The sequence below is a fragment of the Pseudomonas sp. SMV71 genome, from assembly GCF_052042015.1.
Taxonomy (GTDB): domain Bacteria; phylum Pseudomonadota; class Gammaproteobacteria; order Pseudomonadales; family Pseudomonadaceae; genus Aquipseudomonas.
On the sequence record NZ_JBKGGU010000022.1, the window covers coordinates 49,176 to 64,481 of the forward strand.

The window sequence follows — 15,306 nt, forward strand, 5'->3', positions numbered from 1 at the left end:
TGTCAGGCCATAAAGCCCTCACGTCGAATCAATTGAACTCATCCCCCACCGGATACCGGCTGGCGTTCAGGCTTTCCTTGATCTTGCGCAGGTGCGGCTGGAAGTCCACGCCCCGGCGCAGGGTCATGCCGGTTGCGAGCACATCCAGCACGGTGAGCTGGATGATCCGCGAGGTCATCGGCATGTAGATGTCGGTGTCCTCGGGCAGCGGAATGTTCAGGCTCAGGGTGCTGGCCTTGGCCAGCGGCGAGTTTTCGGCGGTCAGGCCCAGTACCGAAGCGCCGTTTTCCCGGGCGATGCGCGCCACTTCCACCAGTTCGCGGGTGCGCCCGGTGTAGGAAATGATCACGAATAGCTCACCCGTATGGGCCACCGACGCGATCATCCGTTGCATCAGCACGTCGGCGTGGGCGGTCACCGCCAGGTTGAAGCGGAAAAACTTGTGCTGGGCATCCAGCGCCACCGGAGCCGAGGCGCCGAGGCCGAAGAAGTGGATCTGCCGCGCCTGGATCAGCAGATCGACGGCACGGCTGATCAAATTTGGATCAAGGGCCTGGCAGGCGCTGTCCAACGAAGCAATGGCACTGCCAAAGATTTTCTGGGTGTAGGCCTGCGGGTTGTCGTCGGCTTCTACCGCACGGCTCACATAAGCGGCGCCACTGGCCAGGCTCTGGGCCAGTTGCAACTTCAGTTCCGGGTAACCGCTGACGCCGAACGAGCGGCAGAAACGGTTGACCGTGGGTTCGCTGACCGACGCGGCCTGGGCGAGGGCGGCAATGCTGAAACGGGTGGCCTGCTGTGGGTTGAGCAGGATCACCTCGGCCACCTTGCGTTCGGCCTTGTTCAGGTCTTCAAGGCGACTCTGGATCTGCTCCAGTAAATTTCGCACGCGGTCCATACAAGATTCCTAGAAAGACGGGTCTTTGATACGACCCTTTGCGGTGGCCTATCCTACTGTTGGCTCCGGCGGACCACCACTCGGAATCGGTATTTTCGGAAAATGTTGTGGTTATTACTACATTTTTCCTTGAGTGATACCTTGAAAAAAGGTATTTGTAGCTTAACTTGATAAAAGAACAAACATCATGCATTCGATTACGGTTGAGCCGTGCACCTTTGCCTTGTTCGGCGCCTTGGGCGACCTGGCCTTGCGCAAGCTGTTTCCCGCCCTTTATCAACTTGACGGCGCCGGCCTTCTGCATGAGCAGACGCGGATCATCGCGCTGGCCCGTGAGCCCGGTAGCGAGCAGCAGCACCTGACGTTCATCGCCACTGAATTGCGCCGCTACGTGGGCGACAAGGACCTGGACGAGGCCGTACTCGAACGCTTCCTGGGCCGACTGACCTACCTGCATGTGGACTTCCTCAAGGCCGACGATTACGTCGCCCTGGCCGAGCTGGCCGGCTCGGCCCCGCAAGTCATCGCCTATTTCGCCACCCCGGCGGCGGTCTACGGGGCGATCTGCGAGAACCTGGCGAAGGTTGGCCTGAGCGAAAACACCCGCGTCGTGCTGGAAAAACCCATCGGCTCGGACCTGGAGTCGTCGCGCAAGGTCAACGACGCGGTGGCGCAGTTTTTCCCGGAAAACCGCACCTATCGCATCGACCACTACCTGGGCAAGGAAACCGTTCAGAACCTGATTGCGCTGCGGTTCGCCAACAGCCTGTTCGAAACCCAGTGGAACCAGAACTACATCTCCCACGTGGAAATCACCGTGGCCGAGAAGGTCGGCATCGAAGGCCGCTGGGGTTACTTCGACAAGGCCGGCCAACTGCGGGACATGATCCAGAACCACCTGCTGCAGTTGCTCTGCCTGATTGCCATGGACCCGCCGGCGGACCTTTCTGCCGACAGTATCCGTGACGAGAAGGTCAAGGTGCTCAAGGCCCTGGCGCCCATCAGCCCGGAAGGCCTTACCACCCAGGTGGTGCGCGGCCAATACATCGCCGGCCACAGCGAAGGCAAGGCGGTGCCGGGCTACCTGGAAGAGCCCAATTCCAATACACAGAGCGACACCGAGACTTTCGTTGCCCTGCGCGCCGACATCCGTAACTGGCGCTGGGCCGGGGTGCCGTTCTACCTGCGTACCGGCAAGCGCATGCCGCAGAAGCTGTCGCAGATCGTCATTCACTTCAAGGAACCGTCCCACTACATCTTCGCGCCGGAGCAACGCTTGCAGATCAGCAACAAGCTGATCATCCGCCTGCAACCGGACGAGGGCATTTCCTTGCGCGTGATGACCAAGGAGCAAGGCCTGGACAAGGGCATGCAGTTGCGCAGCGGTCCTTTGCAACTGAACTTTTCCGACACCTGGCGCAGCGCACGGATTCCCGATGCGTATGAGCGGCTGTTGCTGGAAGTCATGAACGGCAATCAGAACCTGTTTGTCCGTAAAGATGAAATCGAAGCCGCGTGGACGTGGTGTGACCAGTTGATCGCCGGTTGGAAGAAATCCGGCGATGCGCCCAAGCCGTACGCGGCCGGGTCCTGGGGGCCGATGAGCTCCATTGCACTGATCACGCGGGATGGGAGGTCGTGGTATGGCGATATCTGAACTGAAACTGCCCCAGGGTGTCAGCGCCCTGGAATTCAAGAGCCCGGTGTTGTTGGCCGAAGGGCTGGCATTGAAAGTGGCCGAACAACTGCGCGAGGCGATTGATGCGCGCGGCACGGCGGTGTTGGTGGTGTCTGGCGGTCGCAGCCCGGTGGCGTTTTTCCAGAGCCTGGCCAAGCAGGCGCTGGACTGGTCGAAAGTCGTGGTGAGTCTCGCCGACGAACGCTGGGTGCCGGTTGAACACGCCGACAGCAATGCCGGCCTGCTCAAGCGTTACCTGCTGCAAGGCCCGGCGGCCAAGGCGCAGTTCCTCAGCCTCTACAGCGCCAGTGCCAACCTGGAGGCTGCTGCCGAGCAGGCGGATCGTCTGCTGGCCGAATTGCCACCGATCGACGTGCTGATCCTGGGCATGGGCGACGACGGACACACCGCCTCGCTGTTCCCTGATAGCCCGAACCTGGCCCAGGCCCTGGACGCCAATGGTGAACGCCGTTGCTGGCCGATGCTGGCGCCGACCGTGCCGCACCAGCGCCTGACCATGAGTCGCGCCTTGCTGGCCTCTGCAAAACACAAAGTGCTGTCGATTTCCGGTCAGTCGAAATTGACCACCCTGAACGCTGCGGTGGCCGGTGACAATGTCGCCGAGATGCCGATCCGCGCGTTTTTGCAACCTACGTTAGAGATTTACTGGTGCCCATGAACCAAGGATCAGCCGCTATGACAAACCCATCCCCGACCGTTTCCATGGCGGACAAAGTTACTCTGATCGACAGCCTCTGCGCCAAGGCGCGGATCCTGCCGGTGATCACCATCGCCCGCGAACAGGACATCCTGCCGCTGGCCGATGCCCTGGCAGCAGGCGGTCTGACGGCGCTGGAAGTGACCTTGCGTTCCCAGTACGGCCTCAAGGCGATCCAGGTGTTGCGCGAGCAGCGTCCGGAGCTGGTAACGGGCGCCGGTACGGTGCTCGACCGCCACATGCTGGCGGCCGCCGAAGCTGCGGGTTCGCAGTTCATCGTCACCCCAGGCATCACCCGCGACCTGCTCGAAGCCAGCGTCTACAGCTCAATCCCGCTGCTGCCAGGTATCAGCAACGCCTCGGGCATCATGGAAGGCTACGGCCTGGGCTATCGCCGCTTCAAGCTGTTCCCGGCGGAAGTCAGTGGCGGCGTCGCGGCTATCAAGGCCCTGGGCGGTCCGTTTGGCGAAGTGAAATTCTGCCCGACCGGCGGCGTCGGCCCGGCCAATATCAAGAGCTACATGGCGTTGAAAAATGTGATGTGCGTGGGCGGTAGCTGGATGCTTGATCCGGAGTGGATCAAGAACGGCGACTGGGCCCGCATTCAGGAATGCACCGCCGAGGCTCTGGCGCTGCTGGACTGATTGACCGAATCTCGTTGGGTGTTCTACGGCTTTACGGTGCGCTTGGTCGGCGCACCGTTTTTTTTTGCCTGGAATAAATACCTATAGGATCACCCCTCCTCATCGTGGCGAGGGAGCTTGCTCCCGCTGGGCTGCGCAGCAGCCCCTTGGTAAGTTGACTCAGACAGGTCTGAAACACTGCGGTGTTTGGGTTTGGGGTTGCTTCGCAACCCAGCGGGAGCAAGCTCCCTCGCCACAGGGGGCTTATGTTCGGCTCAGTTCGATCAGCGCCTGGGTCAACCGCTTGATATCGCTTGCCAACGTAATCAACCCCGGCGTAATCCGAATGCACGGCCCGACGCTGGTCTGGCGCACTACTGTGAAAATCCCGTATTCGTTGAGCAACCGGTCGGCCATTGCCTGTTGGTCCGCGTGGTCAGTGAAGCGCATGGCAGTGATGCCGCAGTAGAGGCGCGGATCGTCCGGCGTCATGACTTCGATACCCGGTACATCGCGCACCGCACTGACCCACATGTCCCGCAGATAATTGAGCCGTGGCCCCTTGGCCAATGCACCGCCCAGGGCGCGGTGTTCTTCGAACACCAGCGGCAGGGTCAGCAGGGCAGGAATGTTGGGGGTGCTGTGGGGCGTGCGCGAACGAACGTCGGTGGCCGGGTAATGCCCTTCGTCCATGTCCGGGTCGATGTCGGCCAGCCGATGTGGGGCGATGTACATGAAGCCCAGGGCCAGAGGGCCGCCGATCCACTTCTGCAGGTTGAACCCGGCGAACTCGATGCCGAGTTTCTTCAGGTCAAAGTGAATCTGCCCCAGGGCATGGGCGCCGTCGAGAATGATATCGACGTCAAACGCCCGTGCGGTCTCTGCAATGGCCCGTACCGGCATCACCAACCCAGTGAGGTGGTTGACGTAGGTCAGCGCCATCAGCTTGAGGCGTGGGTAACGAATGAATGCTTCGCGGTAGGTGCTGACCAGACTGTCGTAGCTGGCGGGATGCTGGTGGATCAGTTCGATCACCTCCGCGCCCCGCTGGCGTGCCAGCCAGCGCATCGCGCTCTTGACCGACTCGTACTCCAGGTCGCAGATCAGCACCTGATCGCCTGGCTTGAGGCCGTTGTAATTACGGATCAGCGCCTGCAAGGCGTCTACCGCGCTGTTCGCCATCGCCACGCTGTCGGGTGAGGCGTGGATCAGCTGTGCCACCTGCCGGCGAATCGCTTCGCCATGTTCGCGGTCGAACTGCTGGCGCACGTACACCGAGTTACCACGATTGATGAACTCGATATTGCGCTGGTATTCCTCCACCACGGTGCGCGACATGCGACCGAAATAGCCATTCTCCAGATTCAGCGGTCCGTTGGGATCGACATCGTAGCGACCGACGAAGGTTTGCCAGAAGGCTTCATCGTGGGCGCGTAGGGTGTTTTCAGGCATGGGAAGACTCGGTCAGTGACGTGGTTTGGGCTTGCCGTGCTTGGCGCGCAATGGATCGAGCAGGTCTGACAGCCCGTTGTGGTCAATTTCCTGCATCAGCGCCAGCAAACCGCCCAGTTCTCCGTGGGGAAAACCTTCACGAGCGAACCAGTTCAGGTATGGACCAGGCAGGTCGGCGAGGATTCGCCCCTTGTATTTACCGAAGGGCATCTGGCGCGTGACCAGCAGTTCGAGCTTTTCCGGATTCATGGTGGACGTCTTGATTCAACCAGGTTTGAAAATACAGGCATTCTGCATGCAGGCCAATTGACAGATCATGCAAATAACGCGGATACAGATTTCTACTGATCGGCTATTTTGTTGATTTATAAGGATTTTTATTTTGATTCGGGGCTGGCATGGCCGATGCAATATTCCTTGCAGGTTTTTATTCACCAGCAAAGGAACTGAAAAATGACCGACATCACTAAAGAATCCATCTCCGTCTTGAACGACCTGATCGAGACCAGCAAGGATGGCCAGGAAGGGTTCAAGACCTGCGCTGAAGACATCAAGCATCCGGAACTCAAGGCGCTGTTCGTGAAACGTGCCACCGACTGCGCCACCGCTGCCGCCGAACTGCAAGCGGCCGTGCGTTCCCTGGGTGGCGACCCGGAGACCTCCACCAGTGTCGCCGGGGACCTGCACCGCCGCTGGGTGGACGTGAAGTCGATGTTCACCGGTAAGGACGAAGAAGCGGTGCTCAACGAAGCCGAGCGCGGTGAAGACCACGCCCTCAAGGCTTATCGCGAGGCGATCGATAAAATCAACAAGCACAACCTGGTAGGCATTCGTGATCTGGTTGAGCGTCAGTACCATGGCGTGCAGCGCAACCACGACCAGGTCAAGGCCCTGCGTAACCAGGCGCGCGCCAACTCTTAACCGCGCGTCGGTACAAAAAAACGCCAGCTCGCCTGGCGTTTTTTGTGGGTGCCTTAAACTGGATGGACAGAGTTGTGGCGGGGGAGCTTGCTCCCGCTGGGCTGCGCAGCAGCCCCAGAAAATCGAGGGTCGCTAAGCCGAGGCGTCGAACCGACCCAGCGGGAGCAAGCGCCCTCGCCACGTCAGAGCCATTCAGTAAAAGTGTGTTGTCAAATCCATCGTTAATCACCTCTGGACTGTAATAGTTAGCCAGCTAATAATTGCACCTGTCGACCGCCTCTATATCCAACTATTGTTAGCGCAACCCCATACGAGTCATACGCGTGTCCATTACCCTGCAGGCCTTGTTTGCCCCCGACCGCCTCGCTTTGCAGTTCGCCATCAAGACCGTGCTCGGCGGTGGACTGGCGTTGTGGCTGGCCTTGCGCTGGGGGCTGGAACAGCCATCGTGGGCGTTGATGACGGCGTTCATCGTGGCGCAACCGCTGTCCGGGATGGTGGTGCAGAAAGGGCTGGCGCGATTGCTCGGCACCCTGGTGGGCACGATCATGTCCGTGGTGTTCATGGCCCTATTCGCTCAGGCCCCGTGGTTGTTCCTGTTCGCGCTGGCGCTATGGCTGGGTCTTTGCACGGCCTGTTCGACGCTGTTGCGCAGCGCCTGGTCCTACTCGTTCGTGCTTGCCGGGTACACAGTGGCAATCATCGCCTTGCCGGCCATTTCCCATCCGCTGGGGGTGTTCGACCAGGCGGTCGCACGCTGCACCGAGATCAGCCTGGGGATCGTCTGCGCGACGGCGACCAGTGCCTTGCTCTGGCCGCTACGGGTCGAGCGGCAATTGGCTGGCCAGGCCCGTGCGGCCTGGGACAGTGGCATGCAGGCGGCGCGCGCCACGTTGGCCGGCGATGCGCAGGCGCGCAAGGGTCTGCTGGAAATCCTCGGCAAGATTGTCGCGGTAGATGCCCAGCGTGAGCACGCCTGGTTCGAAGGACGCCTGGGCCGTCAGCGTGCCCGAGCCATCAGCGGCTTGAGTCAGAAACTGTTGATGCTGCTGCGTATCTCCCGCTCGGTCCGTCGGCAATGGAAACAACTCCAGCCCGAAGAGGCCCAGGCCTTGCAACCGTGGATGAGCGAAGTGCAGCAGGCCCTCGACGCCGACGGCGCGACCCTGCAAGCCCTGCGGCCACGGGTGCTGGACGCTTCCCACGACCCCAATATCAGCCCGGCGCAAAGTTATTGCCTGGCACGGTTTGCCTTGCTGCTCGACACCGCCCTGGCTGCCTGCGCTGCACTGGCGGCGGTGCAGGAGGGCAGGGAAGCGGCGGACCCACCCCGGACGCTGACGCCCCACCGCGACCTGTCGCTGGCCATGGTCTTCGGCGCCCGCAGCGCCCTGGCATTCCTGGCGGTATCGTGCTTCTGGCTGGCCACCGCCTGGCCTGCTGCATCAGGCGCGCTGGTGCTCACCTGCGTGGTGTGCAGCCTGTTCGCCAGCCGCGAGAACGGCGCGCAGATTGGCATGAGTTTCATGCGCGGCATCCTATTGGCCGTGCCGACCGCATTTGTGATCGGCGAGATCGTGCTGCCACAGTGGAGCAGTTTCGCAATGCTTTGCCTGGCGATGGGCGTGCCGTTGTTCTTGGGTGCATTGGGAATGGCCAAACCGCCGATTTTCGCCACGGCCACTTCGTTCTGCCTGCATTTCATTGTCCTGGTGTCGCCGCTGAACCTTATGAAGTACGACGTCGCCGCGTTTTTCAACAATGCCCAGGCGATGGTGATCGGTGTCGGCGCGGCGGTGCTGGCGTTCAACCTGCTGATTCTGCGTAACCCGGCCTGGCACAGTCGTCGGCTGCTGGCGGCGACCCTCGACGATCTGGTGCGCCTGACCCATCGTAACCTGCGGGGCGCCGAAAGCTGGTTTGGCGGGCGCATGGCCGATCGCTTGCTGCAATTGGCGCGGCATTACCCAGAGTTGCCGGTGCAGGCACGCAGTCGTTGGGACGATGGCTTGCTCGGCCTGGACATCGGCGATGAGCTGCTGCACCTGCGCTTGAGCCTGGCTGTCGCCCAAGTGGCCGATAACCGCGCGCAACGCCGTTACTTCCAGGCACTGGAGCAGGTGCTCGAGCGCGGTCCGGCAGGCGAGCGAGCCGATGCGTTGGCATCGGCGAGCGCCGAGCTCCTGGACGTGTTGTCGGCCCAGCCTGCCAGCGACGCCCTGAAGCTGGCCCAGGGCGCGGTGGTCCAATTGCAGAACAGCTGGCGCGCCTGGTGCCGCCAGCACGAACCTGAACGACAGGAGCACAGCCATGGGCTTGCGTGAATGGTCGATTGGCGGAGTGTTGCTCAGCCCGTTCCTGATTTATGTGGTGCTGGCCTTGCTGGTGACCGGGGCGCTGCGCCTGTTGCTGAGCCTGGCGCCGGTCGGACGCTGGATCTGGCATGAGGCCTTGTTCGATTGCGCCTTGTATGTCTGCGTCTTGACTGTCATTACCGTGGTCCTCGGACCGCTATAGGAGTTGAACATGCGTACCTCCGTACGTGTCGCCGTCACGCTGTGCGTGGTGGCCGTGGCGATCTTCGCCGGGTTTCATCTATGGCAGTACTACATGCTCACGCCCTGGACCCGCGATGCGCGGATCCGGGCCGACGTCGTGGTGGTTGCGCCCGACGTGTCGGGGTGGGTGCGCGAACTCAAGGCGGTGGATAACCAGCAGGTGAAAGCCGGGGATCTGTTGCTGAGCATCGACCGCGAGCGCTTTGAAGCGGCGGTGGAAAAGGCGCGGGCAGTGGTTCAGACCCGTCAGCAACAACTGAGCCTGCGCGAGCATGAAGCCAGCCGTCGCGCGGCCCTGGGCCCACAGGCCATCAGCGCCGAGTTACGGGAAAACGCCCAGATCAACGCCGGCATCGCGCGGGGCGAACTGCGCGAAGCCCAGGCCGAGGCCAAGGTCGCCGAACTCAACCTGGCCCGCAGCCAGGTCCTGGCGCCACGCAGCGGTCATATCACCAACCTGCGCCTGGCCGAGGGTAACTACGTGAACGCCGGGCAACCGGTCATGGCACTGATCGACGATTCGACCTTCTACGTACAGGCCTATTTCGAAGAGACCAAGCTGCCGCGGATCCACGTGGGCGATCCGGTCAAGGTCTGGCTGATGAGCACCGATCATGCCTTGCAGGGGCATATCGAAAGCGTCAGCCGCGGCATCACCGACCGCAACACCAACCCCGATGCGCAGTTGCTGGCGGAAGTCGAGCCGACCTTCAGCTGGGTGCGTCTGGCCCAGCGGATTCCCGTGCGGATCAAGCTGGACAAGGTGCCGGAAGGGGTCAACCTGAGTGCCGGGATGACGGCGAGTGTGCAGGTGCAGGACGGTGCCCAATAGCTGGAACTATTGAACAACCCGTGGCGAGGGAGCTTGCTCCCGCTGGGCGCGCAGCGCCCTCAGGTGCGCCCGGCATTCCTGTCTGATCAGACGCAGTGCGTATGGCGACTGCTTCGCAGTCGAGCGGGAGCAAGCTCCCTCGCCACAGGGATTGTGCTCGATCAACCAATGCTGATCGGCGGCAATGTCGGCAGGGTCACGGTCTGTTGTTTGCGCGGTGCGAGGATTTCGGCTTCGCCGTCCACCACCAATTCATCGCGCTGGTTGAAGACGCGAGTGGCGATGCGCACGCGGAATTTCGGCAGCTTCTCGAGAATTTCCAGGCGCACGGTCAGGGTGTCGCCGATTTTCACCGGCTTCTGGAAGCTCATCTGCTGACCGATGTAGATGGTGCCCGGCCCAGGCAGCTCGCAAGCCACTGCCGCACTGATCAGTGCGCCACTGAACATCCCATGGGCGATGCGCTCCTTGAACATGCTGGCGGCGGCGAACTCGGCGTCCAGATGCACCGGGTTGTGGTCGCCCGACATCGCGGCGAACAGCTGGATGTCGCGCTCTTCGACGGTCTTGCTGTAGCTGGCGGTCTGGCCGATTTCGAGGGCTTCGTAAGGGATGTTGGTAACCTGGGTCATCTGTCTCAAATCCTGTGTCGGTAAAGGTAAACGCGGCCAACCTACTCGCTTCGTGGCGGCCGATTGTGGTTCAGGGCCCGGGCCATCCAGGCCAGCACATCGGCGGTCACTTCGGCGCGGTTGGTTTCATTGAACAATTCGTGGCGGGCCTGCGGGTAGATAGTCAATTGCAGGTGCCGGCTGCCGGCGGCGCGCAAAGCGTCCGCCAGATCCTTCAGACGCTTGCCTTCGCTCACCGGATCACATTCACCGCCCATCACCAGCAAAGGCAGGTCCGGATCGATCTGAGCGAGATTGGACGCTTTGCTGATTTGCTGCAACCCGCCGAGCAGGTCGATCCACAACTGATTGGTACAGCGAAATCCGCACAGCGGATCGTGGACGTATTTGTCGACTTCCGCCGGATCACGGCTGAGCCAGTCGAAGGGCGTGCGCGCAGGTTTGAATTTTTTGTTGAAACTGCCGAACGACAGCCACTCGATCAAGGCGCTGCGTCCCGTGGCACCCTGGCGTCGACGTTCGAAGCGGGCGATCAGGCGGGCGGCGCGATAGAGCGCCACCGGTTGAAAGTTCGAGCCGCTGAGGATCGCCCCGTGCAGGCTGGCGCTGTGGTGCAGCAGGTAACCCTGGGCGATATAACTGCCCATGCTATGGCCCAGCAGCACTATTGGTGTTTCGGGATGTTGCTGGCGGATGTGATGATTGAGGCTCGCCAGGTCGCCCACGACTTTGGCCCAGCCGTCCTGGTCGGCGTAGTGTCCGAAGATCGCGTTGTCGGCAGTGTGCCCGTGGCCGCGTAGGTCCGGGGCGTAGACGCCGTAGCCTTTTTCGCACAACGCCTGGGCCAGGCGTTCATAGCGGCCACTGTGTTCGGCCATGCCGTGGGCCAACATGACCACCGCAGACGGTGCGGTGTCCGGCAACCACTGGTTGACGTACAGACGGCTGTGGTCGGTCGCGGTCAGCATGCACGTTTGGTGGATCATGGTGGTTCCCTTTCCGAAGGCATACACAGAGGCGTACACAACGTCCTACGTAATCTCGCTGCATTGTATAGCCCATCCGCTGCGTCTCGCCTGATCAGGCTACGCCGAGGCAGGAAGATTCACACGATCTATGACGCCGCCTGCCATATTTGCCTGATTGGCCATAGCTGCTAGTGTCCCAGGAACGCCGCCTGTGCAAGCGTCACAGAAGCGGCCCGGATACGCTCAGGTAAGAGGATAAAAACAATGCAGCCTGATTTCTGGAATGACAAACGCCCGGCCGGCGTGCCGCTGGATATCGACCCGGCGGCCTACAAGTCGGTCATCGAGGTGTTCGAGCGTTCCTGCAAGAAATTCGCCGACCGTCCGGCGTTCAGCAACATGGGGGTGACCCTCACTTACGCCGAACTCGAACGCCATAGCGCAGCCTTCGCCGGTTATCTGCAAGCCCACACCGACCTGGCGCCCGGTGATCGTATCGCGGTGCAGATGCCCAACGTCCTGCAATACCCCATCGCGGTTTTCGGTGCCCTGCGCGCCGGGCTGATCGTGGTCAACACCAACCCGCTGTATACCCCGCGGGAAATGCGTCATCAGTTCAAGGATTCCGGTGCTCGGGCGCTGGTGTACATGAATCTGTTCGGCCAGAAAGTCCAGGAAGTGCTGCCCGATACCGACCTGCAATACCTGATCGAGGCGAAAATGGGCGACCTGATGCCCACCGCCAAGGGCTGGTTGGTCAACACCCTGGTGCGCAAGGTCAAGAAAATGGTTCCGGAGTATTCGCTGCCCCAGGCCATTTCCTTCAAGAGCACCCTGCGTCTCGGGCGTGGCCAGGCCATCCGACCGCTGAAGGTCAGCCTCGACGACATCGCCGTGCTGCAGTACACCGGTGGCACCACCGGGCTGGCGAAAGGGGCGATGCTGACCCACGGTAACCTGGTTGCCAACATGCAACAGGCCCGAGCGTGCCTGGGTCAGCTCGGTGATGACGGCCAGCCGCTGTTGCGCGAAGGCCAGGAGGTGATGATTGCGCCGTTGCCGCTGTACCACATCTATGCCTTCACCGCGAACTGCATGTGCATGATGGTCACCGGCAACCACAACGTGCTGATTACAAACCCGCGCGACATCGGCGGCTTCATCAAGGAACTGAAGAACTGGCGGTTCTCGCTGTTGCTGGGCCTGAACACTCTGTTCGTCGCACTGATGGACCATCCGGACTTCAAGACCCTGGATTTTTCCCACCTCAAGGTCACCAACTCCGGCGGGACCGCACTGGTCAAGGCCACTGCCGAACGCTGGAAGCAGCTCACCGGTTGCGGCATCACCGAAGGCTACGGCCTGACCGAAACCTCGCCGGTGGCGAGCGCCAATCCCTACGGCAACAAGACCCGGTTGGGGACGGTGGGGCTGCCGGTGCCGGGCACGCTGATGAAAGTGATCGACGACGACGGCGTCGAGCAGCCCTTGGGCGAGCGCGGCGAGCTGTGCATCAAGGGGCCACAGATCATGAAGGGTTACTGGAACAAACCGGAGGCCACCGCCGAAGTGCTGGACAGCGAAGGCTGGTTCAAATCCGGCGACATCGCGGTGATCGACCCGGACGGTTTCGTGCGCATCGTGGACCGCAAGAAAGACATGATCATCGTCTCGGGTTTCAACGTGTACCCCAACGAGATCGAAGACGTGGTCATGGCCCACCCCAAGGTCGCCAACTGCGCGGTCATCGGCGTCCCGGACGAGCGTTCCGGAGAGGCGGTCAAACTGTTCGTGGTGGCCCGTGAGGCAGGGGTGAGCCTTGAAGAACTGAAGGCCTACTGCAAGGAGAACTTCACCGGCTACAAGATTCCCAAGCACATCGTGCTACGTGAGTCGTTGCCCATGACACCGGTGGGCAAGATCCTGCGGCGGGAATTGCGGGATATCGCCTGACGCAAGCCCAACGAAACACTCTGTGGGAGCGAGCCTGCTCGCGATAGCGGTCCGTCAGCCAATTGTTGTGGCGCTGATCCACTGTTATCGCGAGCAGGCTCGCTCCCACAGGAGTTTTTGAGGTTGCATGAATCAGCGCTCTTTCAAACTCATTTTGCGGAGCTTAGAATTTTTACTCTAAAAATGACCATAAAATATTCTTGAGTCATTTTCGTGACTGTAGAGCCTATTTTGGCTCTAGGCGACCCTCGGCAAAGCTGCTACTCTCGGCGCGCTTTTGTGACTTCTCGGCCTTTATACAAGCCAGATTCACCATCGAACACACCAATAATAATCGCATCGAATGCGCTGAGAATTCGCGTTGCTGAGGAGTGGGCTTCCATGATTGAAGACTTTTGGAAGGATAAGTACCCAGCTGGAATTGCTGCCGACATCAATCCAGACGAGTATCCGAATATTCAGGCGGTATTGAAGCAGTCCTGCCAGCGCTTCGCCAACAAGCCGGCGTTCAGCAACCTCGGCAAGACGCTCACCTACGGTGAACTCTACGAATTGTCCGGTGCTTTTGCCGCGTACCTGCAACAGCATACCGATTTGCAGCCCGGTGATCGAATCGCCGTGCAATTGCCCAACGTCTTGCAATATCCGGTGGCGGTATTCGGTGCGATTCGCGCCGGGCTGATCGTGGTCAACACCAACCCGTTGTACACCGCGCGGGAAATGGAACACCAGTTCAACGACTCGGGCGCCAAGGCACTGGTGTGCCTGGCGAACATGGCGCACCTGGCCGAGGCCGTGGTGCCCAAGACCAGCGTCAAGCACGTCATCGTCACCGAAGTGGCCGACCTGTTGCCGCCGCTCAAGCGCCTCTTGGTCAACAGCGTGATCAAGTACGTCAAGAAGATGGTGCCGGCTTATCACCTGCCCAAGGCGATCAAGTTCAACGACGTGCTGAGCAAGGGCCACGGCCAGCCGGTGAGCGAAGCCAACCCCACCAGCGACGAGGTGGCCGTATTGCAGTACACCGGCGGCACCACCGGCGTGGCCAAGGGCGCGATGCTGACTCATCGCAACCTGGTGGCGAACATGCTGCAGTGCAAGGCGCTGATGGGCTCCAACCTCAATGAAGGTTGTGAGGTGCTGATCACACCGCTGCCGCTGTACCACATCTACGCCTTTACCTTCCATTGCATGGCGATGATGCTGATCGGCAACCACAACATCCTGATCAGCAACCCGCGCGACCTTTCGGCGATGGTCAAGGAGCTGTCGAAGTGGAAGTTCAGCGGTTTCGTCGGCTTGAACACCTTGTTCGTGGCCCTGTGCAACAACGAGGGTTTCCGCAAGCTGGACTTCTCGGCGCTGAAAGTCACCTTGTCCGGTGGCATGGCCTTGCAACTGGCGGCGGCCGAGCGCTGGAAAGCGGTCACCGGTTGCCCGATCTGCGAAGGCTACGGCATGACCGAAACCAGCCCGGTGGCAACCGTCAACCCGATCCAGAACATCCAGGTCGGCACCATCGGCATCCCGGTTCCGTCGACCCTGTGCAAGGTGATCAACGACGCGGGCGTCGAGCAGCCACTGGGCGAAATCGGCGAGCTGTGCGTGAAGGGGCCGCAGGTCATGAAAGGCTACTGGCAGCGCCAGGAAGCCACTGACGAGATTCTTGACAGCGAAGGCTGGCTCAAGACCGGCGACATCGCGGTGATCCAGCCCGATGGCTACATGCGCATCGTCGATCGCAAGAAAGACATGATCCTGATCTCCGGTTTCAACGTGTACCCCAACGAACTGGAAGACGTGCTGGCGACCCTGCCTGGTGTGCTGCAATGTGCAGCCATTGGCGTGCCGGACGAGAAATCCGGCGAGGCGATCAAGATCTTCATCGTCGCGCGCCCGGGTGTCACGTTGACCAAGGAGCAGGTGATGGAGCACATGCGCGCCAACGTCACCGGCTACAAGGTCCCCAAGTCGGTAGAGTTCCGCGATGCACTGCCGACTACCAATGTCGGTAAAATCCTGCGCCGCGAGTTGCGTGATGAGGAATTGCGCAAGCTGGGTGTGAAGAAGTAA

14 protein-coding genes are annotated in these 15,306 nt (G+C 61.0%); 9 read left to right on the forward strand and 5 right to left on the reverse strand.

Annotation, left to right across the window (positions count from 1 at the left end; all coding sequences use genetic code 11):
* Nucleotides 1-28 precede the first annotated feature (28 nt).
* Nucleotides 29-889 (reverse strand): MurR/RpiR family transcriptional regulator, encoded by an 861-nt coding sequence (locus ACLEJQ_RS20980; protein ID WP_172679636.1) that lies wholly within the window; start codon nt 887-889, stop codon nt 29-31.
* Nucleotides 890-1,085: 196 nt separating this feature from the next.
* Here ACLEJQ_RS20980 and zwf point away from each other — a divergent pair, with 196 nt between their 5' ends.
* Genes zwf through ACLEJQ_RS20995 form a run of 3 tightly spaced genes read left to right on the forward strand, consistent with a single transcriptional unit; the run spans nt 1,086 to nt 3,938 of the window.
* Entirely contained in the window at nt 1,086-2,555 is a 1,470-nt protein-coding gene (zwf, locus tag ACLEJQ_RS20985) for a glucose-6-phosphate dehydrogenase (protein ID WP_440798032.1), read from the forward strand.
* Nucleotides 2,542-3,255 carry a 6-phosphogluconolactonase gene (gene pgl / locus ACLEJQ_RS20990; RefSeq protein ID WP_440798034.1) on the forward strand — a complete coding sequence of 238 codons (714 nt, stop codon included), beginning with the start codon at nt 2,542-2,544 and terminating at the stop codon, nt 3,253-3,255. The genes zwf and pgl overlap by 14 nt, the downstream gene beginning before the upstream one ends.
* 17 nt (nt 3,256-3,272) lie before the next feature.
* Complete coding sequence (locus tag ACLEJQ_RS20995; protein WP_440798036.1) at nt 3,273-3,938, forward strand: bifunctional 4-hydroxy-2-oxoglutarate aldolase/2-dehydro-3-deoxy-phosphogluconate aldolase; 666 nt, start codon at nt 3,273-3,275, stop codon at nt 3,936-3,938.
* 243 nt (nt 3,939-4,181) lie between these two features.
* Here the strand turns inward: ACLEJQ_RS20995 and ACLEJQ_RS21000 are convergent, their stop codons facing one another.
* Nucleotides 4,182-5,369, reverse strand: a complete 1,188-nt coding sequence (locus tag ACLEJQ_RS21000; RefSeq protein WP_440798038.1) for an aminotransferase class V-fold PLP-dependent enzyme — start codon at nt 5,367-5,369, stop codon at nt 4,182-4,184.
* A 12-nt stretch (nt 5,370-5,381) separates the two neighbouring features.
* The gene (locus ACLEJQ_RS21005; protein WP_245140906.1) at nt 5,382-5,618 is read right to left on the reverse strand and encodes a DUF3820 family protein; all 237 of its coding nucleotides are present in this window, start codon (nt 5,616-5,618) and stop codon (nt 5,382-5,384) included.
* A gap of 204 nt (nt 5,619-5,822) precedes the next feature.
* On the opposite strand from ACLEJQ_RS21005, the gene ACLEJQ_RS21010 reads away from it, so the two are divergent.
* The 4 genes from ACLEJQ_RS21010 (at nt 5,823) to ACLEJQ_RS21025 (ending at nt 9,680) form a co-directional block, all read left to right on the forward strand.
* Nucleotides 5,823-6,290, forward strand: a complete 468-nt coding sequence (locus ACLEJQ_RS21010; protein WP_440798040.1) for a ferritin-like domain-containing protein — start codon at nt 5,823-5,825, stop codon at nt 6,288-6,290.
* A gap of 323 nt (nt 6,291-6,613) precedes the next feature.
* Nucleotides 6,614-8,614 (forward strand): FUSC family protein, encoded by a 2,001-nt coding sequence (locus ACLEJQ_RS21015; RefSeq protein WP_440798041.1) that lies wholly within the window; start codon nt 6,614-6,616, stop codon nt 8,612-8,614.
* On the forward strand, nt 8,601-8,807 hold the full coding sequence (locus ACLEJQ_RS21020; RefSeq protein ID WP_440798043.1) for a DUF1656 domain-containing protein: 207 nt from the start codon (nt 8,601-8,603) through the stop codon (nt 8,805-8,807). The genes ACLEJQ_RS21015 and ACLEJQ_RS21020 overlap by 14 nt, the downstream gene beginning before the upstream one ends.
* A gap of 9 nt (nt 8,808-8,816) precedes the next feature.
* The gene (locus ACLEJQ_RS21025; RefSeq protein WP_440798045.1) at nt 8,817-9,680 is read left to right on the forward strand and encodes an efflux RND transporter periplasmic adaptor subunit; all 864 of its coding nucleotides are present in this window, start codon (nt 8,817-8,819) and stop codon (nt 9,678-9,680) included.
* Between the two features lie 161 nt (nt 9,681-9,841).
* Here ACLEJQ_RS21025 and ACLEJQ_RS21030 read toward each other — a convergent pair whose 3' ends face one another.
* Nucleotides 9,842-10,312 carry a MaoC family dehydratase gene (locus ACLEJQ_RS21030; RefSeq protein ID WP_440798047.1) on the reverse strand — a complete coding sequence of 157 codons (471 nt, stop codon included), beginning with the start codon at nt 10,310-10,312 and terminating at the stop codon, nt 9,842-9,844.
* 41 nt (nt 10,313-10,353) lie between these two features.
* Nucleotides 10,354-11,298, reverse strand: coding sequence for a lysophospholipase (locus ACLEJQ_RS21035; RefSeq protein ID WP_440798049.1), 945 nt, complete (start codon nt 11,296-11,298; stop codon nt 10,354-10,356).
* Between the two features lie 246 nt (nt 11,299-11,544).
* Between ACLEJQ_RS21035 and fadD2 the strand changes: the two genes are divergently transcribed.
* Together fadD2 and fadD1 are read left to right on the forward strand one after the other, a co-directional pair.
* The gene (fadD2, locus tag ACLEJQ_RS21040; protein ID WP_440798051.1) at nt 11,545-13,233 is read left to right on the forward strand and encodes a long-chain-fatty-acid--CoA ligase FadD2; all 1,689 of its coding nucleotides are present in this window, start codon (nt 11,545-11,547) and stop codon (nt 13,231-13,233) included.
* 381 nt (nt 13,234-13,614) lie between these two features.
* A complete protein-coding gene (fadD1, locus tag ACLEJQ_RS21045) occupies nt 13,615-15,306 on the forward strand; it encodes a long-chain-fatty-acid--CoA ligase FadD1 (protein WP_440798053.1) in 1,692 nt (563 codons plus the stop codon).